Source organism: Burkholderia paludis (genome assembly GCF_000732615.1).
In the GTDB taxonomy this organism is placed as follows: domain Bacteria; phylum Pseudomonadota; class Gammaproteobacteria; order Burkholderiales; family Burkholderiaceae; genus Burkholderia; species Burkholderia paludis.
The window spans coordinates 21,450-45,601 of sequence record NZ_JPGL01000053.1; the positions used below are offsets into that span (position 1 = coordinate 21,450).

The following is a 24,152-nucleotide window of genomic DNA, read 5'->3' on the forward strand; positions in this document are numbered from 1 at the left end:
CCGGTTCGCTGCGACACTTCGACGAGGGAGAAACCCGAGCATGAGCTACACACCCGAAACCGGCAGCCTCGTGGGCCAGTGGACCTATCGCAGTTTCCTGAACGATCCCGACCCGGCCACCGCATTCAACGACCTTGAATTCGGCCTCGGCACGATCGAGATCGCACCGGCCCCGGCGGGCATTTTCAAGGGGCGCATTTTCGGCCCGGGATGGGCGTTGCAGCTCAACGGCTGGATCACTTACGGGAACCCCGGCACCGTACGATTCCAGGGGCGCGGCGTGGTCGACGGCGAGGAATGGGTGTACGACTACGTCGGGTACGTGAGCGCGCCCTGGCCCAACGGCATCGACCAGCGTCCGGCGCTGACCGGCTCGATCGTCCGGACGGTCCCGCATGCGAGCGGCAGCGGCGGCGTCGCGCCGGCCGGTGTGGTGTGCTCGTGGTATGCCGTCATGAGAGACGCCGCCTGAACGGCCATGACCGCTCCGACCGCACCGCCTGCCGACACGGCCAGACGTCCGACGAGGACGGCGGACGCGATCCGCGCATGCGTCGGGTTCGGGCGCGCGCGGATCGCCCGCCTTGCGGCGTCCGGCCGGATGCGCGGCTTGGCGTGGTTCGCGCTCCTCGGCTACCTGACGTGCGACTTGCCGACGAGGCTGCACGGCGCCAGCCCCGGCTGGTTCTGGCCTTGCATCGGCGCCATTGCATGCGGGTTCGCCGGCTATTCGACGAGAGACGGATCGTCAGGCAGGTGTGCGCGCCGGTCGATGCTCCGGTGCATGGCCGCCATCTGTGCGGGATTGACGCTCGATGCGCTGCGCGCGCCCCTCGATGCGATTCTCGACATCTGCGGCGGAACGCTCGCGGCGGACGCCGTGTGGAATATGCTCGTGCTCCATCTGCGCTGGTTTCCGATGTCGATGCTCGCCATGCTGATGCTGCTGATCCTGCGCGAGGCTGAACGCACGGACAGGCGGCGACGCGGCACGATGCGCGTGCTCGTCGTGCCGCCGGTGCGGGTCGCGCTCGAAGCCGCGGCGATGTTGCTCGTCATGGCGCTCGGGATGACCGCGATCAAGGCCGTGGCGTTCAGTCTGGGAATGCGCTGGGACACGAGCGGCGTCGCTTTTGCGATGCTCGTCAGCATGCTGGCGTTCTACGCATTGATCGATCGCGCCGTGCCCGGAAGGGTGTCGTCGGCAGCCCGCTCATGAAACGGCGACGGCCGCCTGACTCGGGATGACGATCCACGCGGCCCGAATCCCGTCTTGAGCCGAACACCCGGGCGCCCTGCCGACCCGCCGCGCCGACGCCCCGGGTTGCCGGCGGGCCATCAATCCCCGACCGCTTCCGCCGGACGATCGTCGCGCCCGGCCGCCACGACACGCCGGCCGCGTCGCCCGGCCGATGCCACGACCCGGAACGCCACCGGTGCGAACACGAGCCCGAACACCGTCGCCGCCAGCACGCCTCCGAACGCACCGGTGCCGATCGACCGGCGGCTTTCCGCGCCCGCGCCCGTCGCCAGCACGAGCGGCACGACGCCGAGCAGGAACGCCATCGACGTCATCACGATCGGCCGGAAGCGCGTGGCGGCCGCATCGATCACCGCCTGCCGCAGCGGCACGCCGCGCGCCGCGAGTTCGCGCGCGTACTGCACGATCAGGATCGCGTTCTTCGCCGCCAGCCCGATCACGGTGATCAATCCGACCTTGAAGTACACGTCGTTCGGCATGCCGCGCGCGAGCGCCGCCGCGATCGCGCCGATCATGCCGAGCGGCACGATCGTCAGCACCGACAGCGGAATCGTCCAGCTTTCGTACAGCGCGGCAAGCGCCATGAACACCGCGAGCACCGACAGTCCGACGAGCAGCGGCGTTTGCCGCGCGGCGACCTGCTCCTCACGCGCCGCGTCGACCCAGTCGAAGCCGATCCCGGCCGGCAGCGCGCCGGCGAGCCGCTCCATTTCCGCCATCGCCGCGCCCGAACTCGTGCCGGGCGCCGCACGGCCGCTGATGTCGAGCGACGGATAGCCGTTGTAGCGATTCAGCATGACCGGGCCGATCGTCCAGTGCGGCGCGGCGATCGCCGACAGCGGAACCATGTCGCCGGTGCGGTTCGGCACGGTCAGCGCCATCAGTTGCGCATCGGTCGCGCGCGCGACCGGATCGGCCTCGATGATCACCCGCCGCATCCGGCCCGACGCCGGAAAATCGTTGATGTAGTTCGAACCGAACGTGCCGCCCAGCAGCCCCGCGATCCGCTCGAACGGTACGCCGAGCGCATACGCCTTCGCGCGATCGACGTCGAGCTCGATACGCGGCGCGTCCGGCAGGTCTTCGAAATGCACGGCGGCCAGCAACGGATCCGCCTTCGCGCGTTCGGCAAGCTGCGCGCGGGCCGCCTTCAGTGCATCGAGCCCGACTCCGCCGCGATCCTCGAGCCGGAACGTGAATCCGTCGGAATGCCCGATGCCGCGAACCGAAGGCGGCAGCGTCGCCTCGACGTCGCCGTCGAGGATCGCGCCGAAGCGCCGGTTGAGCCGGTCGCGCAACGCCATCGCGTCACCGTCGCGCTCCGCCCAGTCCTTCAGCTCGACGAACGCCATCCCGACGTTCTGCCCGCTGCCCGCGAAACTCCAGCCGATCACGCTCGTCACGTTCGCGATCGCCGGCTCGGCGCGCAGGATCGCCTCGACCTGCTCGACGACCGCGTGCGTGCGCGCCTGCGTGGCGCCCGCCGGCAACTGGATCATCACCTGCAGCTGCCCCTGGTCCTCGGTCGGCAGGAAGCCGCCCGGCATCATCCAGTACAGCAGCGCGCATGCGCTCACGAGCGCCGCGTAGACGGCGACGACGAGGCCCGTGCGGCGCACGGCAAACACGGCGACGCCGCGGTAGCCGGTTTCGGCGCGCGCGAAGGCCGCGCCGAACCGGTCGGCCAGACGTGCGCCGATGCCGCGCCGCGTCGTCCGGCCGGTTTCGCGATCGGGCCGCGCGACCGGCTTCAGCAGGTTCGCGCACAGCGCGGGCGTGAGCGACAGCGCCATGAACGACGACACCAGCATCGACGCGATCATCGACACCGCGAACTGCCGGTAGATGCCGCCGACGCTGCCCGGGAAGAACGCCATCGGCACGAACACGGCCGTCAGCACCGCCGTCACGCCGACGATCGCCCCGCCGATCCGCTTCATGGCCCGGCGCGTGGCATCGCGCGGCGACACGCCCTCCTCCATCACGCGATGCACGCTCTCGACGACGACGATCGCGTCGTCGACCAGGATGCCGATCGCCAGCACCAGGCCGAACATCGTGAATACGTTGATCGACAACCCGAACGCCCACAACGCGACGAACGCACCCATCAGCGTGACCGGAATCACGACGGTCGGCACGAGCGTGTAGCGCAGGTCGCGCAGGAACAGCCACATCACGCAGAACACCAGCACGACGGCCTCGACGAGCGTCAGCACGACTTCGTGAATTGCGATCCTGACGAAATGCGCGCCGTCGAACGGAATCTCGACCGCGACGCCCGGCGGCAGCGTGCGCGACAGCTCGGCGAGCCGCGCGCGGATCGCGTTCGACGTTTCGAGCGCGTTGCCGCGCGGGCCGAGCTGGATGCCGACCGTCGCGGCCGGCCGGCCGTTCAGCCGCGAATAGAACGAATAGTCGTCGCGACCGATCTCGATGCGCGCGACATCGGCCACGCGCACCGCCGAGCCGTCCTGCTTCGACTTCAGCACGATCCGGCCGAACTCCGCGGGCGACGCGAGCTGCCCCTTGACGACGATCGTCGCGGTGAGCTGCTGGCCGCGCACGAACGGCGCGTCGCCGATCGCACCGGCCGTGACCGTCGCGTTCTGCGCGCCGATCGCCGCGATCACGTCGTCGGCGCCGAGGTTGTATTCGCGCAGCTTGTCCGGATCGAGCCAGATCCGCAGCGCCTCGTCCGCATCCCACAGCTCGGCCGCGCCGACGCCCGGTGCGCGTTTCAGCTCGCGCAGCACGTAGCGGTTCAGGTAATCGCCGAGCTGCGCGGAATCGCGCGTGCCGTCGGTCGACGTCAGCGTGACGAGCATCAGGAAGGTGTTCGCCGCCTTGAACACGCCGATCCCCTGCTGGACGACCTGCTGCGGCAGCCGCGGCTCGACCTGCTTCAACCGGTTGTTGACGTCGACGAGCGCGATGTCCGGATCGGTGCCGGGCGAAAACGTCACGTCGATCTCGAGGTTGCCGTGGCCGTCGCTGCTCGTCTCGTAGTACAGCAGCCCGTCCGCGCCGTCGAGGCTTTCCTCGATGATGCTGCCGACGTCGGCGTCGACCGTCTCGGTCGACGCGCCCGGGTAGGACGCGTCGATCACGACCCGCGGCGGCGCCAGGCGCGGATACTGCGCGATCGGCAACTGCGGAATGGCCAGTACGCCCGCGACGACGATCGCGAGCGCGACGATCCATGCAAATACGGGGCGATCGATGAAAAACGACGGCATCGGCAGGTGTCGTCGATACGCGCTACAGCGTCAGTTCGAACGAGCGTGCGAGCAACCCCGGCAGCTTCGCGCCTCCGGTGGCGCGCTCGCCATACGTGCTGTCGTTCGCGAGCAGCGCCGGCGCCGCGCCGAGCTGCTCCAGCTCCGAACCGAACAGCCGGTAGGCGCTGTCGTCGAACCGCATCGCATCGACCGGCGCGACGATTCGCCCGCCTTCGACCCAGAACGTCGCGAAACGCGTCATCCCCGTCATCCGGCAGGCGATCGGGTCCGAGAAGTTCAGGTACCAGAGGTTGCCGACGTAGAGCCCCGTATCGAGCGCGGCAAGCACGTCGGTCTCGGCGAGCGTGCCGCCGGCGATCGTCAGCGACTGCGGCGATTCGCCGTCGTCCGCGCCGTTCGGCGCTTGCCCGTGCTCGCGGGCCGTGCGTGCGCACACGAGCTGGCCGGCGCCCCGCCCGGCGACGACGAGCGGCACGCTGTCGCGCCGGTAGCCGTCCGCGTTGAACGCCGGCGCGATGCCCAGCGAGAAATCCTCGGTGATCGACACGCGCGGGTCGAGCACGACCTCACCCGCGTACAGGCGGTGCAGCGGGCTGCGGGCGCTCGCCAGCGCGCGCGCCGAAAAGCCGCTCCAGCCGAGCAGGTTCGTCATTTCGTGCACGGCGTCCGGTGCGAAATACGCGCGGTAGCGCCCGGGCGCGAGCGCCTTCGGCGTACGGCCGAGCACGGGCAGCCGCGCGGCGGCCGCATCGACCCGGGCCGCAAACGCCGCATCGCTCCAGTCGTCGCCGGCATAGACGGTCTTGATCGCGCGTCCGCTCGGGTCGTACAGCGACCAGCTGAAATCGAAATTCTCGACCTCGTACCAGCCGCGGCTGCCGGTCGACGACGCGAAACCGCGCGCCTGCGTGCCGCCCGCGTAAAAACCGACGAAGTCGAGACCGCGCGCGCATTCGGCCACGACCCGCGCGAGCCCGTCCGCATCCGGCAGGCGCCCGGCCCGGCGCGTTTCCTGCACCCACGACGAGGTGTCGAACAGCAGGTGCGGATCGTCCGGCGCATCGCGCAGGCCGTCGCGCAGTACGGCCAGCGCGGCCGCCAGTTCGGGCAGGTCGGCCGCCGGATCGCCGCAGACGGTCAGCGACGAGTGCGCCTGCCGCGCCCCGTCGACGAGCCGCACGGACAGTCGCCCCTGCATCACGCGCCCGGTCTGGCGAATCCTGCCGCCATTGAAGCGAATGAAGTCCGACGTCTCGCAGGAAAAGCCGAGCAGCACGGTTTGCGCCGGCGCGATCAGCCGTTGCGCGTCGTCGGCCAGCCGGGTGAAATGCGCACGCCAGTCGATGCCGGCTCGTTGCACCATCGAATCGATTGCCGCCATCACGCGCCTCCGAATACGTCGACGCCGGCGAATACGCAGGCCGGCGCTGCGTGGCCGACGCGGATGATCTGCGCCGGTTCGCCTTTCCCGCAGTAAGGCGTGCCGTAGATGCCGAACGTGCTCGCGTCGCCGACCGCGCGCAGGCTGCGCCAGAACTGTGCGGAGATGCCGCGGTAGTTCGGGCGCTTGACGACCTGCGTCAGCCGGCCGTTCTCGATCAGCTGCCCGAATTCGCAGCCGAACTGGAATTTGTTGCGGTGGTCGTCGATCGACCAGGACGTGTTGGTGCGCATCAGGATGCCGCGCTCGGTGCCCGCGACCAGCGCGTCAAGCGACTGGTCGCCGGGCTCGACGTTCAGGTTCGCCATCCGGTCGATCGGCGCGCGGTTCCAGCTCGAGGCGCGCGAGTTGGCGACGCCCGGCAGGCCCGCGCGCTGCTGCGACAGCGCCCCGCCCAGCAGCCGTTCGAGTACGCCGTTGCGAATCAGGTACTGCTTGCGCGCCGGCGTGCCGTCGTCGTCGAACGCGTAGGACGCGGCTTCGGCGGCCGGTTCGGGATCGAACGTGACGTTCAGCAGCGGCGAGCCGTACTGGTAATGGCCGACCATCTCCGGCTTGACGAAGCTCGAACCGGCGAAGTTCCGCTCGTCGCCGAGAATCCGGTCGAGTTCGAGCGGATGGCCGATCGACTCGTGGATCTGCAGCATCATCTGGTCCGGCATCAGCAGCAGGTCGCGCGGGCCGGTCGGGCAGTTCGGCGCGGCGAGCAACTGCAGCGCCTCGTCGGCGACGCGCGCGCCGGCGCCGTCGAAGCCGTAGCGCGCCAGCACGTCGAGCCCGCCCTGCGCCAGCGTGCCCGATTGACCGAGCGAGCGCATCTGCGTGTCGCCGTCGCCGTGGGCGACCGCGCGCAGCTCCGGCATCAGGAAGCGGAACCGCTGGTCGATCCGCACGCCGTCGCTCGTCACGTAACACTGCTCGGTGCGCACGATCATCACGCTCGCCGCGCGCTCGACGATGCGCGCGCCGAGATTCGCCGCCGCGCATTCGTGCGCGAGACGTTCGATCCATTCGGCCCGGGACGGCAGCGCCGCATCGACGTCCGGCGACGCGTACTCGCCGCTCGCCTGCGGCCGCGCGGCCTGGCGATGATCGACCAGCGCCCACGGCGCGCTCGCCCGCGCCCGCGCGGTCGCGATGTCGAGCGCCGCCTGCAGCCCGGCCGCAGACAGGTCGGGGGTCGCCGCATAGCCGGCGCCGCTGCCGGCCCAGGCCGTCAGCATCGCACCGCGCTCGCGCGCACGGGAGAACGGCTGCGCGACGTCGTTGCGCACCGCATGTTCGTCGATCGTCTCGTCGACGATGCGCAGCGACCAGAAATCGGCGTCGCTGCGCAACGCCTGCGCGGCCTGCACGGCTCGGGCGGCCGGCGCCCGGTTCTCGTCAATCATCGGTTCTCTCTTGCCTCTCCCGCGGGCCGCGCCCCGGGCCCGGCATGGGCGACGCGAGCAGCACCAGCGGATACGGTTGGAACGACGCGTGCAGCACGTCGGGCGTAACGCCTCCTCGACCACGCACCCCGCCTTCGTCGCGATGACCCGGCGGGCCGTCGCGCGCATCGCCGCCCGATCGCGGGCGATGAACAGGTAGCCGAGTGTGTACTTCTTTTGCGGATTCGTCAGCAGATTCGCCGCCGGCCTCCGGATCGACGCGGAAAGGATCGGCGGGGCCGAGGCCGGCGGCGCGCGCCGGCTCCCGATCGGGTGCTGAAGATAGCAAGGAAGAAAATTTGCCGTCAAACTTTATTTGATGGCCGGGTGCCTGGCATGGGCGCAATGCGATGGTCCGGCAAGCACGCACCCACCTTTCATTCATGAAGGTGGATCGATTCGCATGCGTGCGAAACCGGGTATCCCGCCGTTGCGGCGGACATATCGGCGCGATTTGCCGCACCGCATCAAAACGATGCCGCCGCGGGGACGACGGGCCGGGTGTCAGCCGGGTGCGAGCCGCATCTCGTCGGCATCGATCGCGGACATCCGATACCACGCTCGCCGGCACTCCGAGTGCCTCTCGTCGCGAAGCATCCGGCAAACGACAGATACGCGAACCGTTTCGCTTCGATCCGGTGCAGGTCTCGAACCGCGCATTCCAACGGGAATTCACGGCCCATATTTCGCACAACGAATCAGTCGAATCACGCACTTCCCGCCGATGCCGCGCGCAACCCGGTCACACACGCATCGGCAAGCAAGCACGCGCCGCACGCGTCACGAATGCATCCCCTGCATCTTGTGCGAGAAATGCGCGCGCTCCGCCGTCTCCATCAGCATCAGGAATTCATCCTGCATCATGTGGATGAGCGCTTCGTGGTCGCCGGCCTCGAAATACACTTCCGGCTGCTGCGCTAGACGCTCCTCGAGGAACGTCTTCATCCCGTAAGCCATGCAGACCGGCGGCAGCGCGCCCATGTCGCAATCCTTGAACAGCTCGCGCAGTTCGACCTCCCGGGCGAGCACGAGATGGCGTCCCGTCTTCACCCAGAGATCCGACAGGCGCACCGCGTGCGTCGTCGGCAATACGGCGGCGACGTAACCCTCGTCGTCCTCGAGGAGCACGGTTTTCGCGAGGCGATCGCCGGGAATGTGCGCGGCGGCGGCCGTCTCCATGCTGGTATGGCTATAGGGGTGGTACACGACTTCGTACCGCGACGACTTCTGGCGCAGGCAATCCTGCAGGGTGGCTGAGACTGGCATGACACACCTCGTCTGGGCGAATCGGGCGAACGGAGTTCGCACCGGATTCGTTCAGCATAGGTCGCATTCGGGCCAATGGAAACGCCTTCGCGCGGCGCCCGCTCCGGTGGCCCGATGCCCGGCTCCGATCCTGTTCCGGTCCGGCCGGCCGACGGCACCGGCACGTGAAATCCGGCGCCGGAATGCGCCGGGCGCACCCTCTTTTCCTGCAGGCAAATAATGGGCACTGCGATGGCGGTGCGGCGACGCACAACAAGGTGCCGACGTTGGCGCGATAGACCGTTAGTTGCGTTTATAACGTGACCGACAAGAATCTGCCCTTTATCAATCCGCGCCCGACACCGGCTGACGGCTGACGGCAGGGACGCGAACCCGCGCCGCCCGACGCGGCACGGTGGCCTATACTGAGCCGGCCTGCCCGCCATCCGGAGACGGCAGCCATTCCTGGAGCGACCATGCATTACCAGTTGACCTACGAACTCGTCGACGATTACCTGACCCGCCGCGAACCGTTCCGCGCCCAGCACCTCGCCCTGGCCCAGGCCGCGACCGAGCGCGGCGAACTCGTGCTCGCCGGCGCGCTGGCGGACCCGGCCGACCAGGCCGTGCTCGTGTTCGAAGGCGATTCGCCGGAAGCGGCCGAATCGTTCGCCCGCGCCGATCCGTACGTGCAGAACGGCCTCGTCAAATCGTGGCGCGTGCGTCCGTGGCGCGTCGTGATCGGCAAGCACGCGCCGCGCTAGGCGCGCGGCGCGATTACAGCCACCCTGCCCGCCTGAACCGCCACCACAGCGCGAAGTCGGCGACGACCATCACCGCGATGCAGCCGTAGAAACCGTATTTCAGGTGCAGTTCGGGCATGTTCGCGAAGTTCATCCCGTAGATGCCGGCGATCATCGTCGGTATCGCGAACAGCGCGGCGAACGAGCCGAGCCGCTTCGTCACTTCGCTCTCGGCCAGCGAGATCATGCCGAGATTGACCTGGATCGCCGTCACGACCATCTCGCGGCGTCCTTCGATCGTCTTCACGATCCGCTGCAGATGGTCGTACACGTCGCGGAAATACGCGTCCATCCCGCTGCAGACCTGCGGAACGCGACCGCCGGTGAGCTTCGCGAGCGGCTCGATCAGCGGCGCCGTGTGCTGGTACAGCATCACGAGCCGGCGCTTCAGCGAATAGAGATCCTCGATGATCGCGCGCGACGCCGCGGGCGTGGCCTTCGCGAAGATGCGGTCCTCGAGCGCCTCGAGTTCGTTGCCGAGCGTTTCGAGGATCGGAAAGTAGCGGTCGACGACCTGATCCATCAGCGCATAGAACACGAACGCCGAACCTTCCTGCAACAGATGCGGCTCGCGCTCGCAGCGCTTGCGCACTTCGCGGAAATCCTGCTCGGTGTGGTTGCGGATCGACAGCACGTAGTTCGGGCCGACGAACACGTTCAGTTCACCCACCTTGAATTCGTCGTCGTCGTCGAGCTCGACCGTATGCAGCACCGCGAACAGCGAATCGCCATACTCCTCGATCTTCGGCCGCTGATGCCCCTTGCGGGCATCCTCGAGCGCCAGCTCGTGCAGCCCGAACTCCTCGCCCATCAGGTCGATTTCCTCGGGCGTCGGATCCTTCAGCGCAACCCACACGAAACATTCGGGCTTCGACACGTAGTCGCTGATGGCCTCGATATCGATGTCGGCCAGCTTGCGGCCGTCCTGGTATGCAGCACAGTTGATCAGCATGTTGTCCGTGATGTTGCGGTTTGCGCATCAGTTTACCGGTTTGCTGCGCGGGCAGCCCGGCTTGCGCGCCACGGCGATATTGGTCATGATCGGGCTGCGTGCGCCGCCGCACGCGCACCGGGGTACTTCGCAGGCACGCGCGGCCTGGATTGCGCAACGCGCAATGGCCATGCGGCCCAACCGTCAAGGAGACAGACCTATGTGGTATTTCTCGTGGATACTCGGCATCGGCGTGGCGCTCGGCTTCGGCATCATCAACGCGATGTGGCTCGAGGCGGAGGTGTTCCCGCGCGGCGACAAGCGCGGCGACACGTCGAAACAGGGCGCCGGGAGCAAGTATTCGTGACGCACCTGGTGTTCTTCTGCGGTCACGCCGGCACCGGCAAGACCACGCTCGCGAAGCGGCTCATCGGGCCGCTGATGCGCGCAACCGGCGAGGCCTTCTGCCTGCTCGACAAGGACACGCTGTACGGCCGCTACAGCTCGGCCGCGATGGGCGCGCTCACCGAGGATCCGAACGATCGCGACAGCCCGCTCTACCTGAAACACCTGCGCGATCCCGAATACCAGGGCCTGCTCGACACGGCCCGTGACAATCTCGCGCTCGGCATCGGCGCGCTCGTGGTCGGGCCGCTGTCGCGCGAAGTACGCGACCGGCGCATCCTCGATCGCGCGTGGCTCGGCATCGGGCCCGACGTCACGCTGACGGTCGTGTGGGTCCACACGGCGGAAGACGTCGCCCACCAGCGGATCGTCGCGCGCGGCAATCCGAACGACGCGTACAAGCTCGCACACTGGGACGAATACCGGCAGCGACGCTTCGTGCCGACCGGCCACGAATGCGACGGTATCGTGATGTTCGACAACACCGCGCCGTCCGACGCGGAAGTCAACGCGCTGCTGTACCGCATCGCGCCGCCTCCGCCAGCAGCAACGATCGTCCCGCCGCTGCCGGCCTGACCGGCGCCCGGCCGGCTCTCCAAAAAACAACGCCGGAAGCGCTGCTGCGCTCCCGGCGTCGCACGGCCCTCAAGCCGCAGGCTGGCTGGCGCTCAGGCCACCGCGTGCATGCGCTCCATCGTGCCGCCGTCGTACAGCTTGCCGAAGCGGTTCGACAGGAACGCCTTCAGCGACACCTTTTCCTGCGGGATGAAGCCGTTCTGCGGCAACTTCTTCTCGCGGAACAGATCCAGCACCGCGCACATCGCGCCGGCCGTCGTGATCTGGATCGCGCTCATGTGCATCCCGCACACGTCCTTCGCGAAGATCTTGCGCGTGAACACGTCCTGCACGAGCTGACCGTCCTTCACGCCCGTCACCGTGACGAACACGAGCACGACGTCCTGCTTCGTCGACGGCACCGCGCGGCGCATGATCGACTTCAGCGTATCGCGGTCGGTCGACAGGCGCAGGTCCTCCAGCAGGAACTGCACGAGTTCGCGATGGCCCGGGTAGCGCACCGACTTGTAGTCGAGCGTCTCGACCTTGCCCGACAGCGTCTCGCACAGCGTGCCGAGGCCGCCCGACGTGTTGAACGCTTCGTATTCGGTGCCGTCGAGCGAGAAGTGCTCGAGGCCTTCGAGCGGCTGCACCCACTGCTTGCGGCCGTCGCGGATCGCTTCGCACGGCTGGCAGTATTCGTTGATCAGGCCGTCGACGCTCCACGTCAGGTTGTACTTCAGCGCGTTGGTCGGATACTCGGGCAGCGCGCCGACGCGCATCTTCACGTCGCGCACTTCGCTGAAGCCGTTCACCAGCTCGTGGGCGGCGATGCCGATGAAGCCCGGCGCGAGGCCACACTGCGGCATGAACGCGCGGTCGGAGCCGTCGGCCAGTTCGCGGATCGCGTGGGTCGCGCGCACGTCTTCGGTCAGGTCGAAGTAATGGACGCCGGCCGCCTTCGCAGCGGCCGCCACGTTCACCGCGAGGTAGTAAGGCAGCGCATTGACGAGTGCGTCGAAGCCCTTCACCGCTTCGCGAATCGCGTTCGCATCGGCCGAATCGACCCGTTGCGTCGCGATGCCTTCGCGCGACAGCTTCGCGAGCGCATCGGCGTCGCGGTCGAACGCGACGACCTCGTAGTCGCCCGTTTCACGCAGCATGTGAGCAATGGTGTGGCCGATCAGACCTGCGCCGACGATGGCGATTTTCATGCGCTTATCTCCTGATGATGGGTTGGTGTTGTGTACGGCGTCGAGCCATGAACACAGTGTAGGGACGCGCAAAATCAGTTCCAAGACGAAGAATGATGCGAAACGACCGATAATTTCGACGGAATGACGATGCATTTGGTCTGAACGACCAAATCATCTAAAAATCGTGTAGATGCGCCGCTGCGTGCGGGCCGTTGCAGGCCGCATTCGGGAGAAGGACAAAGGGAGATGAGTGGCGCGGCACCGTACGCGCGTCATGAGCGACACGCCGGCAAGGGCCGATGCAGAAGGATCGCCGGCGCACGGCGCCGAATGAGACGGAAAGCGCGACCGCGAGCGCCGCGCCGTTCATGAAATACGGCGGCGTCGCATGCGAAAGCCCGATGCGCGCGCATGCGCCGGACACACGCAAACCGGTGCGCCCGCAACGGCGAGACGGCCGCTGCCACGCATGCGCCCGAGCGAGCGGGCGCGGCGGCGCACGCGCCGGACGTCAGCCGCCGACCGTCCCGCGATCGATCTTGCGCGACAGAATGATCGACGTGGTCGTACGCTCGACGCCTTCGAGCATGCCGATCTGGTCGAGCAGGTCGTTGAGCCGCTCGGGCGAATCGGCGCGCAGCCACGCGACGTAGTCGTATTCGCCGCTCACCGCGCACAGCAGCTGCACCTCCGGCATCCGGTCGAGCTTGCGCAGTACGTCCTTGCCGAATTTCGGCGTGAGGATGATGCCGACGTACGCATAGATGCTCGCGTCGAGTACGTCCTGCCCGAGCCGGACGCTGTAGCCGGCGATCACGTTGGTCCGTTCGAGCCGCGCGATGCGTGCGACCACCGTCGTGCGCGCGACGTCGAGCTGGCGCGCGAGATCCGCGACGCTCGCGCGCGCATCGGCCTGCAGCAGCGCGACGAGTTGCCGGTCGAGATCGTCGAGTTGGTCGAGGCGAGGTGGACGCATGAGGCTGGGCCGGAGCGCGACGCGCCGGCTGAGTGAAAGGTGACGCGATGATAGCGCCGAACGCCGGCGCGCCCAAACGGCACCGTCCCGAACCGATACGAACCTTTCAGTTTCGATTCGTATCGGATGTAAGCAAGTGTCGCATTCACTGCCGCATCGCACGCAACGTGCTACTAATAGCGGGCGACGCGAGATGCGCGCCTGCGGCCGTCGCCGCCGCGCCCGCTCGCAAGACACTACCCCGGAGAGCCAACCATGAAGAAAATCTCGCTCACCCTCGCTACGCTCGCCGTTGCAGCCAGCGCGTTCGCGCAAACCCCGGCGCAGCCGCAGGCGCCCGCCCAGGTCGCGGCCGCCACGGCGTCGGCCCCGAGCGCCGAGCAGCGCGCGGAGCGCCGCGAGGCGCGCGTCGAGCAACGCATCAAGTACCTGCACGACCAGTTGAAGATCACGTCGGCGCAGGAGCCGCAATGGAAGGCGTTCGCCGACACGATGCGCGACAACGGCGACACGATGGGCCGCCTCTATCGCGAGCGGATGGCGAAGCACGACGTCTCCGCGCTCGACGACATGAAGCAGTATGCGGAACTGTCGCAGGCGAACGCCGACGGCGCGAAGAAACTCGCCGACGCCTTCGCCCCGCTCTACGAGAGCTTCCCGGCCGACCAGAAGGCGCTGGCCGACACCACGTTCCGCAGCTGGCTGCACAACGGCGGCGAGCATCGCGGCAAGGGCAAGGCGAAGGGCAAGGACGGCAAGGCGGCCGCCGCCCAGGCCGCCAGCGCACCCGCGCAGCCCTGATACCCTCCCCGCCGGCGCCGCGCCGCCCGTCCGGGCCGAACGGCGCCGCGCCTCCGCTGGCGAGCGGCGCGCCACACGGCGCGCCGATTTCGAGATAAGCTCCCGGCTTTTCCCGCACTTCCCCCGCCATGCTCGAACTCAAGCACATCGATCTACGCACCGATCCGCAGGCCCGTCGCGTCGTCAAGGACGAAACCGTCGCCGTTGCCTTCGCGGAAGCCGACGGCGAACTGATGAGCCTCGAAGGCCCGAACCGGTATGTCGCCGGCGACGCGCTGATCACGGGATCGACCGGCGACCGCTGGGTCGTGTCACGCGCGCGCTTCGACGCCAAATACCTGCCCGCCGATCCGGCGCTTGCGCACGGCGCCCCCGGCGCCTACCGCAACCGGCCCGCCGTCGTGCTCGCCCGTCGCATGGACGAGCCGTTTACGATCGCCCGCTCGGAAAACGGCGACACGCTGCGCGGCGTCGCCGGCGACTGGGTCATGCAGTACGCGCCCGGTGACTACGGTGTCGTGCAGGCGCAGCGCTTCGCGCAGGTCTACCGCGACGCGTAAGGCGGTGCGCCGGAACCGCGCCGGCGCGAACGTTCACGCGAAGTCTTCGTCGAGCTCGAGTTCGGCGTCGCGCTCGACGGCCTCGCCGGCCGCATGGCGCTCCTCGAGCGACCCCAGCATCGCTTCCGTGTATGCGTGCAGCACCGCATGGCTGCGCGCGCGCTGCATCGGCTTGAGCGCCAGATAGCGGGCGAGCGCGGCCGGCACGATGCGGATCGAGAGCGTCATCCGTTTCGGCGCCGAACCGAAACGCATCGCGAGCCAGTGCACGGCCAGGAACCGTCCACGCGCGTCGCTGTTTTCGGCGAATCGCGTCTGCTCCGGAAAGAGATCGCAGATCACGCGCGCGAGCGCGTCGAATTCCGCGCTCTGGCATTCGATCAGATAGTCATCCATCCCGTCTCTCCTGTCAGGCCGCCGTGCGCGGCGGCCGGCACACCTTCACCAGCACGACCACCAGGACCGCGGCCAGCACGAAATGCCCGGCCTCGACCCACGCGGCCGGCACGGCGCGCACCTGGTACAGCAACGCCGGCGCGGCCGCGAGCGCATGCAGCACGATCGCGACCGGCAACACGCTCGCCCGGCCTGCGCGCACGCCGCGCCACACCAGCACCGACAGCGCGAGCTGCAGCACGAATGCCGCGCAGCGCTCGAGCAGCAACAGCAGGATCGACTGCGCCGACAGCGTCGCGAGCATCACGTGCAGCCGCACGACCGTATCGCCCGGCAGATCGGCGAGCTGCGCCTCGAGTTGGCCGCGGCTCGCCAGCCACGCAAGATACGACCACTGGCCCCATACCAGCACGCCGACGAACCATGCTTCGGCGCCGGCGTGACCGATCCCGTAGCCGATCCCGCGGCTGTCGCCGGCCGACGGGCCGTAGCGGCGGTTCAGGAAGCGCATCCCGAGATAGCGGCCGACTTCCTCGAACACGGCGGTCGCAAGCGCGCTGTATGCCACGAACGCGAGCGGCTGCGTCAGCCAGCCGTCGGGCGGGGTCTGGCTCAGCACGAGCCCGTGAAATGCGCGTTCGACGATCATCGCGAACAGCGTGAAGACGGCAACGCCGACGATCGTGTCGCGGCGGTTCAGCGCAAGCGGCTTGCGCAGGATGCGGAAGAGGACGAGCGGCAGGAGCGCGATGATCAGCGTGGCGGCGATCAGCACCGCCAGCGTGACGGGAGCGACAGTCATGTATTTCCTTGTTCGGGGCAGCGCACCTGGCGCGCTGCGTGCCCCGAATGATACTCAGCTTGCGGTCGACGCGCGCGCAACCAGCTCGCCAGGCAGCAGCGAGACGCGCACGTCGCCCGCCGCGCCGTCGATCCGCTCGTGCACGAATTCGACGGCCTTGTAGCCGATTTCGTAGGTTGGCTGGCGGATCGTCGTGATGCCGATCAGCTCGGCCCATTCCGGATCGTCGATCGACAGCAGCGCCGCCTTCTGCTGCCATGCGGCGCCGAAGCGCGCGCGCAGGTGGCGTGCGATCGCGAGCGCGACCGGCGCGTTCGCGGCGAACAGCGCCGCCCGCACGCCGCGCCGTGCCGCGTCGTCGATGCGGGCGTCGACGTCGGCGAGCGCCGCCTCGGCCGCGTCGGGCGTGTTCAGGTCGAGCACCACCGTCGACGGCACCGTCAGGCCGCGCGCGGCCAGCGCCGCACGGAACGCGGCCTCGCGCACGCGCCGCGAGCTGACGCGCTCGAACGGCTGCACGACGAAGTGGATCGCGTCGAAGCCGTGTGCGATCAGATGCGCGAGCGCCACCTCGATCGCGTCGGCATTGTCGAGGCCGATCAGGTCGGCCTCGAAGCCCTCGACGGTCCGGTCGACGAGCACGGCCGGGATGCCGGCGCCGCGCAGCGGGCGCAGCACGTCCTCGTCCGCGCCGAGCGCGTTGACGATCAGCCCTTCGACGCGATAGGTCGTGAGCAGCTGCAGGAAGCGACGCTCCATCTCGACCTCGTTCGCCGCGTGACAGATGAGCGGCATGTAGCCGAGCGCCTGGCATGCGGCTTCGACGCCCTGCAGCACTTCGATGGTGTAAGGATTGGTCAGGTCGGCCGCGAGCATGCCGAGCAGCCGGTTGCGGCCGCGCTTGAGCCCGCGCGCCATCTGGTTCGGCCGGTAGTTGAGCCGCGCGATCGCCGTCTCGATCCGCTGGCGCAGATCGGCGGACAGCACGTGCGTCTCGCCGTTCAGGTAGCGCGACACGCTGGTCTTGCCCGTGCCGGCCTCGCGTGCGACGTCGCTGATCGTCGCCGGACGCATCGTGGTAGGTTGCGAATCGGTCACTGTCGTGCCTCGCGACGTACGATCCGCGCCGCTTCGTGAGCAGACGGACCTTTGTTGTTGGAAACGTAAGCCATCCGGGGGACTCTCCTGTCGGTCAGCGCGTGGCAGACCCATGCTTCGCGGTCGGTCAGCGTCCGCCCTCCGGCGCTTGCGCTGCTCCCTTGCTTCACAGTCGATCCACCGAAGCCGGCGTGGATGTCCATCGCGCGACGCCGCCGGCAGCACTGCCGAACCGTCGACGCGACAAGCGGGCGATCATAACGCAGCCCGCCCGCCAGCACCACGATCATGAACTCTAACAGCGCCGCCGCCCCGCCGGCAGCCTGTCGTCCGCCGCCACTCAGGCGCGCGCGAGCACGTCCGGATTGACCAGGTTCGTGCGCAGCGTGCCGGCCAGCGCGCCGACCAGGTTTTCCGCGGCGCAGCGCGCCATCGCGTGGCGCGTCTCGTGCGTCGCCGAACCGATATGCGGCAGCGCGACGACGTTCTTCATCTGCAGCAGCGGCGAATCCGCCGGCAACGGCTCCTTCTCGAACACGTCGAGCCCCGCGCCGCGGATCGTGCCCGCACGCAGCGCGTCGACCAGCGCCGCTTCGTCGACGACCGGCCCGCGCGATGCGTTGATCAGGATCGCGCCGCGCTTCATCTTCGCGAATTCGGCCGCGCCGATCAAGTGGTGCGTCTGCGGCGACAACGGCACCTGCAGGCACACGAAATCCGACTGCGCGAGCAGTTCGTCGAGCGTGACGCGCCGCGCGCCGTACTGCGTCTCGGCGTCGGCATGCGCGGACCGGTTCGCGTACAGCACCTGCATCCGGAAGCCGAGCGCCGCGCGTCGCGCGACCGCGCCGCCGATCCGGCCGAGCCCGACGATGCCGAGCGTCTTGCCCTGCACGTCGGTGCCGTACAGGTCGGGGCCGATGCTGCGCTGCCAGTGGCCGGCCTTCACCCACTCGGCCAGTTCGACCACGCGGCGCGCGGACGCGAGGATCAGCGAGAACACCGTATCGGCGGTCGACTCGGTCAGCACGTCCGGCGTATGCGCGAGCAGGATGCCGCGCCGTGTGAGATCCGCCACGTCGAAGTTGTCGTAGCCGACCGAGATCGTCGACCACGCCTTCAGCCGCGGCGCGCGGTCGAGCATCTGCGGCGTCACCTTCAGGCTCGCGCCGATCGCGCCGTCCGCGTCGCCGAGGGCATCGGCGAGGGCGTCGGGGCCATCGGCCTGCACGACGTCCGCGTGCTCGCGCAGGTAGGCGAGAACGTCATCGGGCAGCGGCTTGTACGCGACGATACGGGGCTTCATCGGTTTCATTTTCCTTGCAGGGGCGCCGCGAGCGAATGCGTGTCGGGCGCCTGGGGTTTGACGGACAGCGTGAGGATCACCGCGGCGACGAGGGCGGCGCTCATGAAGGCATACGACGCGACGGGCGAGCCGGTCGCCCCGTTCAGGTAGCCGACGAAATACGAGCCGACGAACGAGCCGAGCGCGCCCATGCTGTTGATCAGCGCCATTGCACCGCCGGCGACGTTCTTCGGCAGCAGTTCCGGCACGATCGCGAAGAACGGGCCGTACGGCGCGTACATCGCGGCGCCCGCCACGACCAGCAGCGCATACGAGATCCAGAAATGCGACGAGCCGAGTGCGTACGATGCGGCGAACGCGGCCGCGCCGATCAGCAGGAACGGCCACACGAAACCGCGCCGCGAGCCGACCTTGTCGGACGCCCACGATGCGGCCACCATCGCGATCGTCGCCGCGAGATACGGCAGCGCGGACAGCCAGCCGGTCGCGACCATTCCGAGGGCGGAGCCGTTCTTGACGATCGACGGCAGCCACAGCACGAAGCCGTACACGCCGATGCTCCAGCAGAAATACTGTGCGCACAGCTTGATCACGGCCGGCGAGCGAAACGCCTCCGTATAGTTGCGCACGGGCTTGATCGCGGCCTGCTCGGCTGCGAGCGCGGCGTCGAGGTCGCGCTTTTCCTGGGCGTTGAGCCACGGCGAATCGGCCGGCTTGTCCTGCACGAGGACCCACCAGCAGAAGGCCCAGATGATGGCCGGCACGCCTTCGGCGATGAACATGTGGCGCCAGCCGAATTCGTGCACGAGATAGCCCGACACGATCGACATCCACAGCACGGTGACCGGGTTGCCGAGAATCAGGAACGTGTTCGCGCGCGAGCGTTCGTTCTTCGTGAACCAGTTGCTGATGTAGATCAGCATCGCCGGCATCACGGCCGCCTCGACGACGCCGAGCGCGAAGCGGATCGCCATCAGCGACGGGATGTTGCTGACCACGCCCGTGAGCGCCGCGCAGGCGCCCCACAGAATGAGGCTGACGAACACGAGCTTCTTCACGCTGCGGCGTTCGGCGTAGATCGCGCCGGGAATCTGGAAGAAGAAGTAGCCGAGGAAGAACAGTGCGCCGATCAGCGACGACAGGCCTTTGCTGATGCCGAGGTCCTGGTTGATGCCGGCCGCGGCCGCGAACCCGTAGTTCGCGCGGTCGAGGTAGGCGAGGCTGTACGTGATGAAGACGATCGGCATGATCGTCCACCAGCGTCGGGCTGCGAGAGTGTTAGCCATCAGAATGTCTCCTGTGTCGATCAGAGTTAGCGCTTTAGCGCTTACTCTGATCCCATGCTTCGCGGTCGATCAGAGTTGGCGCTTTAGCGCTTACTCTGATCCCATGCTTCGCGGTCGATCGGAGTTGGCGATTTAGCGCTTGCCCCGATCCCATGCTTCGCGGTCGACCCGAGTCAGCCCTTTTGGCGCTTACCCGGGTCCCATGCTTCACGATCGACCCGAGTCAGCCCTTCAGGCGCCGACCCAGGCCCCATGCTCCGCATTCGACCGGAACAGACGCCTCAACGCATGTCCCGGCCCCGTACGTTGCCGTGCGCGTGCACGACAAAATGAGTCCGCGGATTGTGCCGTGTCCGGCCTCTCATTGCGCGGTGAAGGTTTCCTCTAAGCGATCGGCGCGATTGCTGACGTTTTCGAACCGATCAAGCGCTTCGCGCGTCGGCAGGCCTTCCGAATCGCCGATCACCTGGACCGCGAGCGCGCCGATCCGGTTGCCGCGCGCCACCGCCTGCTCGATCGCCTTGCCTTCCAGCAGCGCGCTGACCACGCCGACCGCGAAGCCGTCGCCGGCGCCGACCGTATCGACGACCTTGTCCACCCGCTCGCCGGCAACCGTCCCTTCGCGGCCGTCGGCCGTGCGATAGTACGCGCCCTGCGCGCCGAGCTTGATGACGACGCCGCGCGCGCCCTGCGCAAGATAGAAGCCCGCGATGTCCGCCGGCGTGTCGTGCCCGGTGAGCTGCCGCCCTTCGGCAAGGCCCGGCAGCACCCAGTCGGCAAGCGATGCGAGCGCGTTCAAAGTCGTCGCCATCGCATCGGCGGACGGCCACAGCGTCGGGCGCAGGTTCGGGTCGAACGAGATCGTCTTGCCGGCCGCGCGCATCTCGCGCGCCAGCTTGAAGGCAAGCTCGCACGACGTCGCGGAGATCGCCGGCGCAACGCCCGTCAGGTGCAGGTGGCGCGCGCCGAGCACGTAGTCGGCCACGTAGTCGTCGCACGACAGGTGGCTCGCGGCCGAGCCCTTGCGGAAATATTCGACGGTCGGATCGCTGCCGTCGTCGTTGCGCGACTTCAGCTGGAAGCCGGTCGGGTAACACGGATCGACGGTCACGCACGACGCATCGATGCCTTCGCGCGCCAGCGTGTCGAGCACGTAGCCGCCGAACGAATCGCTGCCGACCCTGCTCATCCAGCCGACCCGGAAGCCGAGCCGCGACAGGCCGATCGCGACGTTCAGGTCGGCGCCCGCGATCCGCTTCGCGAATTGCGTCGCGTTCGCGAGATGGCCCGGCTCGGTCGCGACGAACATCGCCATTGCCTCGCCGTAGGTCACGACATCGAGTGCTGCTTTCATGAATGCATTCTCCAGGAAGCGTCCGTCGTCATGCGGTCGCGAGCCACGCGACGCGCCGGCCGGCATCGCCCGCCAGGTCGGCCGCGTCGAACGGAAACTCGATGCCCCGCGGCGCCTGCCGCGGCAGCGCCGCGAGCACGCCGGTCACGAGCGGATCGTTCGGCGCCGGCGCGACGGCAAAACGGCGCGCGCCCTCGCCTGCGACCGCCTTGCAATGAATGTATTCCACATGCGGCGCGAGTACCTGCGCGCAATCAAGCGGCGCTTCGCCCGGCCACTGCCAGTTGCCGATGTCGAACGTCATCCCGAGCGCATCGGGCAGGCCCGCCGCGGCCAGCGCCTCGAACAACCCGCGGAATTGCGCGAGCGCGCCGCCGACCGGCAACTGGCCGTTCTCGACCACCAGGCGGGCCCGCGCGCCGCGCGACAGCGCAACGATCTCGGCCGCGTGCGCGTCGCCGACGAAACCGCCGAGCTGGAATTTCACGAAGCGCGCGCCGAGCGCGTCGGCTTCCTCAAGCGCGCCGCGCAATGCGTGTGCATCGAGCGCGCCCGTTTCCGTATACAGCGTGGCCGGCGTCGAATAGACCGACCACATCCCGTGGCCGGTCAATTGCGCGCCGAGCGCGGCCAGCGCGCCGGGTGTCGCGTCGTCGTCCGATGCGAACAGTTCGCGCCGCACCTCGAAACCGGTCGCGCCCGATGCCGCCGCAGTGGCGACGAATGCGCCGTGGCCCTCCTGGCGCACGCGGTCCGTCCCGAATGCGCTCGCCACGATCACGATGTCTGTCATGGTGTCCCTCTCACCGGATTGGAACCGGTTCCATTTACGTGAAGCGGATGGTGCGCTTCGCTTCGGACGCACGCCATAGAGGAAATCCCTAGGGCCGGACCCGGCGCAAACGCGCACCCGGGCCCGCTTCGCCGGTTCAGGCGACGTCGTGCGCGAGGCTCATTTCGAGGAATTGCGCGGCGACCCGCGACGGTGCGCCGCCATGCGGCACGAGGATGGAGAAATGACGCGTCAGCGGCATGGGCGCGAGCGAGCGCAGGACGAGTGCCGCGTCGTCGTGACGCAGCGACATCGCGGAGACGAAGCCGATGCCCATTCCGGCCCGCACGGCCTCCTTCACGGCCTCGACGCCCGCGATCTCGAACGCCACCCGCATCGGCGCCGCGCCGTGCGCGAACGCACGCTCGACGAGTTGCCGCACGGCGGAGCCCGCTTCGCGCAGCACGAGCGGATGGGCCGCCAGCGCGTCGAGCGTCACCCCCGGCGCGTATTCGGGCGCCGCCAGCGGATGGCCGGTCGGCACGATCGCCACGATCTCGTCCTCGCGCCACGCGTGCACCGCGGTCCCCGGCGGCAGCGCCTCGCCGGGCGGCCCTTCGATCATCGCGATATCGAGCGTCGGCAGCGCCGCGACCACGTCGGCGGTATTGCCGCTCATCGTCTGGATCGCCACGCGCGGCGCGCGCGGCTGGAACGCCGCGATCAGGTACGGCAGCAGGTAGCTGGCGGGCGTCGTGCTCGCGCCGATGCGCAGCGTGCCGGCCTCCAGCCCGCGCACCGCATCGCGAAACGCGCGCGCCTGCGCGAACGTGTCGCGCTGCGCCTTCGCGTACTGCGCAAGCTGTTCGCCGACGGGCGTCAGGCGGATGCCGCGGCCGTCGCGCTGGTACAGCGGCTCGCCGAATTCGTCCTGCAGCAGCCGCAGCTGGCCCGACACGGCGGGCTGCGACAGATGCAGCGCCACGGCGGCGTGGCTGATGTTCAGGTGTTCCGCGACGGCGGCGAACGTTATCAGTTGATCCGGGGTCATGGGGATAAATTATCGGCTTTCCGGATAGTTTACGTCACAAATCACAATTTTTCATATCGATATAACGAAATTAGGATTACACCATCGCAACGACGCTCCTCACGGTGCTGCCATGTCCACTGCCCCGACTCAACCTCTCAACCACGCCGCGCCGTCGATGCGCGGCCAGTTGAACGGCGTCCTGTTCGTCGCGCTATTCGCGGCCGCCGTCACCAGCCTGTCGCAACTGCCCGCGATCGCGGGCCTCGGCCTGTCGCCGCTGATCGTCGGCATCGTCGCCGGCGCGCTGTACGGCAACGCGCTGCGCGACGGCATGCCGGCAAGCTGGGCTGCCGGCGTCAACTTCTCCGCGCGCAAGCTGCTGCGCATCGCGGTCGCGTTCTTCGGGCTGCGCGTGAGCCTGCAGGAAATCGCGCAGGTCGGCCTGCCGGGCCTGACCGTATCGGTGCTGGTGGTTGTCAGCACCCTCGTGATCGGCACCTGGGCCGGCATGAAGATCATGAAGCTCGATCGCGATTCCGCGCTGCTGACCGCCGCCGGCAGCGCAATCTGCGGCGCGGCCGCCGTGCTCGCGTTCGAATCGACGCTGCAGTCGAAGCCGCACCAGAGCGCGATGGCCGTGGGCAGCGTCGTGCTGTTCGGTACGCTGTCGATGTTCCTGTACCCGGTCGCCTATCACGCCGGGCTGCTGAACCTCAACCCGGCCGGCCTCGGCCTGTTCTTCGGCGGCACGATCCACGAAGTCGCGCAGGTGGTCGGCGCCGCGAGCGACATCAGCCCGCAGGTCGCCCACATCGCGACGATCGTCAAGATGACGCGCGTGATGCTGCTGGTGCCGGTGCTGCTGGTGCTCGGCTGGTGGCTCGCCCGCTCGGCGCGTGCGACGGCCGGCGGCGCGCAAGGCAAGCGCAAGGTGGCGGTGCCCTGGTTCGCGCTCGGCTTCCTCGGCTTCGTGATCGTCAATTCGCTGAACGTGCTGCCCGCCGACGTCACGCACACGCTGAACATGCTCGACACCTTCGCGCTGACGATGGCGATGACCGCGCTCGGCATCGAAACCCGCGTGGCGCAGATCCGCGCCGCCGGCCCCCGGGCCCTGATGACCGGCCTGATCCTGTACGTGTGGTTGATCGTCGGCGGCTACGGGATCACCTGGGCCGTGCAGCACTGGCTTGGCTGAGCTGCCCGCCCATGACACTTCGCGCGCCGCGCCCGACGGGATGGTCCCGCGGGCGCGGCGC

At 68.5% G+C, this 24,152-nt stretch carries 23 protein-coding genes; 8 read left to right on the forward strand and 15 right to left on the reverse strand.

Going from position 1 to position 24,152, the window contains the following annotated elements:
* Nucleotides 1-40: 40 nt before the first annotated feature.
* On the forward strand, nucleotides 41-472 hold the full coding sequence (locus GQ56_RS0127625; RefSeq protein ID WP_031401736.1) for a hypothetical protein: 432 nt from the start codon (nucleotides 41-43) through the stop codon (nucleotides 470-472).
* Nucleotides 473-805: 333 nt separating this feature from the next.
* A complete protein-coding gene (locus GQ56_RS0127630; protein WP_152601881.1) occupies nucleotides 806-1,219 on the forward strand; it encodes a hypothetical protein in 414 nt (137 codons plus the stop codon).
* Between the two features lie 119 nt (nucleotides 1,220-1,338).
* On the opposite strand, the gene GQ56_RS0127635 is transcribed toward GQ56_RS0127630, so the two are convergent.
* The 4 genes from GQ56_RS0127635 to GQ56_RS0127660 form a co-directional block, all read right to left on the reverse strand.
* Nucleotides 1,339-4,500 carry a multidrug efflux RND transporter permease subunit gene (locus GQ56_RS0127635; protein WP_031401738.1) on the reverse strand — a complete coding sequence of 1,054 codons (3,162 nt, stop codon included), beginning with the start codon at nucleotides 4,498-4,500 and terminating at the stop codon, nucleotides 1,339-1,341.
* 22 nt (nucleotides 4,501-4,522) lie between these two features.
* The gene (locus GQ56_RS0127640; protein ID WP_031401739.1) at nucleotides 4,523-5,884 is read right to left on the reverse strand and encodes a metallopeptidase TldD-related protein; all 1,362 of its coding nucleotides are present in this window, start codon (nucleotides 5,882-5,884) and stop codon (nucleotides 4,523-4,525) included.
* Nucleotides 5,884-7,335, reverse strand: a complete 1,452-nt coding sequence (locus tag GQ56_RS0127645) for a TldD/PmbA family protein (RefSeq protein WP_031401740.1) — start codon at nucleotides 7,333-7,335, stop codon at nucleotides 5,884-5,886. The genes GQ56_RS0127640 and GQ56_RS0127645 overlap by 1 nt, the downstream gene beginning before the upstream one ends.
* Before the next feature lie 819 nt (nucleotides 7,336-8,154).
* Nucleotides 8,155-8,640 carry an aminoacyl-tRNA deacylase gene (locus GQ56_RS0127660; protein ID WP_031401741.1) on the reverse strand — a complete coding sequence of 162 codons (486 nt, stop codon included), beginning with the start codon at nucleotides 8,638-8,640 and terminating at the stop codon, nucleotides 8,155-8,157.
* Between the two features lie 455 nt (nucleotides 8,641-9,095).
* Here GQ56_RS0127660 and GQ56_RS0127665 point away from each other — a divergent pair, with 455 nt between their 5' ends.
* The gene (locus tag GQ56_RS0127665; protein ID WP_031401742.1) at nucleotides 9,096-9,383 is read left to right on the forward strand and encodes a YciI-like protein; all 288 of its coding nucleotides are present in this window, start codon (nucleotides 9,096-9,098) and stop codon (nucleotides 9,381-9,383) included.
* Between the two features lie 13 nt (nucleotides 9,384-9,396).
* Here GQ56_RS0127665 and corA read toward each other — a convergent pair whose 3' ends face one another.
* Entirely contained in the window at nucleotides 9,397-10,374 is a 978-nt protein-coding gene (corA, locus tag GQ56_RS0127670) for a magnesium/cobalt transporter CorA (RefSeq protein WP_031401743.1), read from the reverse strand.
* A 199-nt stretch (nucleotides 10,375-10,573) separates the two neighbouring features.
* Between corA and cydX the strand changes: the two genes are divergently transcribed.
* Nucleotides 10,574-10,720 (forward strand): cytochrome bd-I oxidase subunit CydX, encoded by a 147-nt coding sequence (gene cydX / locus GQ56_RS40405; protein ID WP_031401744.1) that lies wholly within the window; start codon nucleotides 10,574-10,576, stop codon nucleotides 10,718-10,720.
* The gene (locus tag GQ56_RS0127680; RefSeq protein WP_031401745.1) at nucleotides 10,717-11,334 is read left to right on the forward strand and encodes an AAA family ATPase; all 618 of its coding nucleotides are present in this window, start codon (nucleotides 10,717-10,719) and stop codon (nucleotides 11,332-11,334) included. The genes cydX and GQ56_RS0127680 overlap by 4 nt, the downstream gene beginning before the upstream one ends.
* Nucleotides 11,335-11,426: 92 nt before the next feature.
* On the opposite strand, the gene GQ56_RS0127685 is transcribed toward GQ56_RS0127680, so the two are convergent.
* The gene (locus GQ56_RS0127685) at nucleotides 11,427-12,527 is read right to left on the reverse strand and encodes a saccharopine dehydrogenase family protein (protein ID WP_031401746.1); all 1,101 of its coding nucleotides are present in this window, start codon (nucleotides 12,525-12,527) and stop codon (nucleotides 11,427-11,429) included.
* A gap of 493 nt (nucleotides 12,528-13,020) precedes the next feature.
* Nucleotides 13,021-13,485, reverse strand: a complete 465-nt coding sequence (locus GQ56_RS0127690) for an Lrp/AsnC family transcriptional regulator (RefSeq protein WP_031401747.1) — start codon at nucleotides 13,483-13,485, stop codon at nucleotides 13,021-13,023.
* A gap of 255 nt (nucleotides 13,486-13,740) precedes the next feature.
* Between GQ56_RS0127690 and GQ56_RS0127695 the strand changes: the two genes are divergently transcribed.
* Together GQ56_RS0127695 and GQ56_RS0127700 are read left to right on the forward strand one after the other, a co-directional pair.
* Nucleotides 13,741-14,286 carry a Spy/CpxP family protein refolding chaperone gene (locus tag GQ56_RS0127695; protein WP_031401748.1) on the forward strand — a complete coding sequence of 182 codons (546 nt, stop codon included), beginning with the start codon at nucleotides 13,741-13,743 and terminating at the stop codon, nucleotides 14,284-14,286.
* 128 nt (nucleotides 14,287-14,414) lie between these two features.
* A complete protein-coding gene (locus GQ56_RS0127700) occupies nucleotides 14,415-14,846 on the forward strand; it encodes a PGDYG domain-containing protein (protein WP_031401749.1) in 432 nt (143 codons plus the stop codon).
* A gap of 33 nt (nucleotides 14,847-14,879) precedes the next feature.
* On the opposite strand, the gene GQ56_RS0127705 is transcribed toward GQ56_RS0127700, so the two are convergent.
* The 8 genes from GQ56_RS0127705 to GQ56_RS0127740 all read right to left on the reverse strand — a co-directional run bounded on the left by GQ56_RS0127705 (nucleotide 14,880) and on the right by GQ56_RS0127740 (nucleotide 22,911).
* Nucleotides 14,880-15,242, reverse strand: a complete 363-nt coding sequence (locus GQ56_RS0127705; protein ID WP_031401750.1) for a DUF3022 domain-containing protein — start codon at nucleotides 15,240-15,242, stop codon at nucleotides 14,880-14,882.
* Between the two features lie 13 nt (nucleotides 15,243-15,255).
* Nucleotides 15,256-16,044, reverse strand: coding sequence for a YhfC family intramembrane metalloprotease (locus tag GQ56_RS0127710; protein ID WP_031401751.1), 789 nt, complete (start codon nucleotides 16,042-16,044; stop codon nucleotides 15,256-15,258).
* Nucleotides 16,045-16,098: 54 nt separating this feature from the next.
* Nucleotides 16,099-17,142 carry a LacI family DNA-binding transcriptional regulator gene (locus GQ56_RS0127715; protein WP_031401752.1) on the reverse strand — a complete coding sequence of 348 codons (1,044 nt, stop codon included), beginning with the start codon at nucleotides 17,140-17,142 and terminating at the stop codon, nucleotides 16,099-16,101.
* A gap of 340 nt (nucleotides 17,143-17,482) precedes the next feature.
* Entirely contained in the window at nucleotides 17,483-18,448 is a 966-nt protein-coding gene (locus GQ56_RS0127720) for an NAD(P)-dependent oxidoreductase (RefSeq protein ID WP_031401753.1), read from the reverse strand.
* Nucleotides 18,449-18,453: 5 nt separating this feature from the next.
* Entirely contained in the window at nucleotides 18,454-19,734 is a 1,281-nt protein-coding gene (locus GQ56_RS0127725) for an MFS transporter (protein WP_031401754.1), read from the reverse strand.
* A gap of 361 nt (nucleotides 19,735-20,095) precedes the next feature.
* Nucleotides 20,096-21,088, reverse strand: coding sequence for a sugar kinase (locus GQ56_RS0127730; RefSeq protein WP_031401755.1), 993 nt, complete (start codon nucleotides 21,086-21,088; stop codon nucleotides 20,096-20,098).
* 28 nt (nucleotides 21,089-21,116) lie between these two features.
* Nucleotides 21,117-21,881, reverse strand: a complete 765-nt coding sequence (locus GQ56_RS0127735) for a xylose isomerase (RefSeq protein WP_031401756.1) — start codon at nucleotides 21,879-21,881, stop codon at nucleotides 21,117-21,119.
* Between the two features lie 136 nt (nucleotides 21,882-22,017).
* A complete protein-coding gene (locus GQ56_RS0127740) occupies nucleotides 22,018-22,911 on the reverse strand; it encodes a LysR family transcriptional regulator (RefSeq protein ID WP_031401757.1) in 894 nt (297 codons plus the stop codon).
* Nucleotides 22,912-23,023: 112 nt separating this feature from the next.
* Here GQ56_RS0127740 and GQ56_RS0127745 point away from each other — a divergent pair, with 112 nt between their 5' ends.
* Nucleotides 23,024-24,091 carry a YeiH family protein gene (locus GQ56_RS0127745; RefSeq protein WP_031401758.1) on the forward strand — a complete coding sequence of 356 codons (1,068 nt, stop codon included), beginning with the start codon at nucleotides 23,024-23,026 and terminating at the stop codon, nucleotides 24,089-24,091.
* Nucleotides 24,092-24,152 lie beyond the last annotated feature (61 nt).

Excerpts from the sequence above, each read along its gene's own strand:
- GQ56_RS0127625 (WP_031401736.1), top strand. The coding sequence starts at position 41 with ATGAGCTACACACCCGAAACCGGCAGCCTCGTGGGCCAGTGGACCTAT.
- GQ56_RS0127635 (WP_031401738.1), bottom strand. The coding sequence starts at position 4,500 with ATGCCGTCGTTTTTCATCGATCGCCCCGTATTTGCATGGATCGTCGCG.
- GQ56_RS0127640 (WP_031401739.1), bottom strand. The coding sequence starts at position 5,884 with ATGGCGGCAATCGATTCGATGGTGCAACGAGCCGGCATCGACTGGCGT.
- GQ56_RS0127645 (WP_031401740.1), bottom strand. The coding sequence starts at position 7,335 with ATGATTGACGAGAACCGGGCGCCGGCCGCCCGAGCCGTGCAGGCCGCG.
- GQ56_RS0127660 (WP_031401741.1), bottom strand. The coding sequence starts at position 8,640 with ATGCCAGTCTCAGCCACCCTGCAGGATTGCCTGCGCCAGAAGTCGTCG.
- GQ56_RS0127665 (WP_031401742.1), top strand. The coding sequence starts at position 9,096 with ATGCATTACCAGTTGACCTACGAACTCGTCGACGATTACCTGACCCGC.
- corA (WP_031401743.1), bottom strand. The coding sequence starts at position 10,374 with ATGCTGATCAACTGTGCTGCATACCAGGACGGCCGCAAGCTGGCCGAC.
- cydX (WP_031401744.1), top strand. The coding sequence starts at position 10,574 with ATGTGGTATTTCTCGTGGATACTCGGCATCGGCGTGGCGCTCGGCTTC.
- GQ56_RS0127685 (WP_031401746.1), bottom strand. The coding sequence starts at position 12,527 with ATGAAAATCGCCATCGTCGGCGCAGGTCTGATCGGCCACACCATTGCT.
- GQ56_RS0127690 (WP_031401747.1), bottom strand. The coding sequence starts at position 13,485 with ATGCGTCCACCTCGCCTCGACCAACTCGACGATCTCGACCGGCAACTC.
- GQ56_RS0127695 (WP_031401748.1), top strand. The coding sequence starts at position 13,741 with ATGAAGAAAATCTCGCTCACCCTCGCTACGCTCGCCGTTGCAGCCAGC.
- GQ56_RS0127700 (WP_031401749.1), top strand. The coding sequence starts at position 14,415 with ATGCTCGAACTCAAGCACATCGATCTACGCACCGATCCGCAGGCCCGT.
- GQ56_RS0127705 (WP_031401750.1), bottom strand. The coding sequence starts at position 15,242 with ATGGATGACTATCTGATCGAATGCCAGAGCGCGGAATTCGACGCGCTC.
- GQ56_RS0127710 (WP_031401751.1), bottom strand. The coding sequence starts at position 16,044 with ATGACTGTCGCTCCCGTCACGCTGGCGGTGCTGATCGCCGCCACGCTG.
- GQ56_RS0127720 (WP_031401753.1), bottom strand. The coding sequence starts at position 18,448 with ATGAAGCCCCGTATCGTCGCGTACAAGCCGCTGCCCGATGACGTTCTC.
- GQ56_RS0127725 (WP_031401754.1), bottom strand. The coding sequence starts at position 19,734 with ATGGCTAACACTCTCGCAGCCCGACGCTGGTGGACGATCATGCCGATC.
- GQ56_RS0127730 (WP_031401755.1), bottom strand. The coding sequence starts at position 21,088 with ATGAAAGCAGCACTCGATGTCGTGACCTACGGCGAGGCAATGGCGATG.
- GQ56_RS0127735 (WP_031401756.1), bottom strand. The coding sequence starts at position 21,881 with ATGACAGACATCGTGATCGTGGCGAGCGCATTCGGGACGGACCGCGTG.
- GQ56_RS0127740 (WP_031401757.1), bottom strand. The coding sequence starts at position 22,911 with ATGACCCCGGATCAACTGATAACGTTCGCCGCCGTCGCGGAACACCTG.
- GQ56_RS0127745 (WP_031401758.1), top strand. The coding sequence starts at position 23,024 with ATGTCCACTGCCCCGACTCAACCTCTCAACCACGCCGCGCCGTCGATG.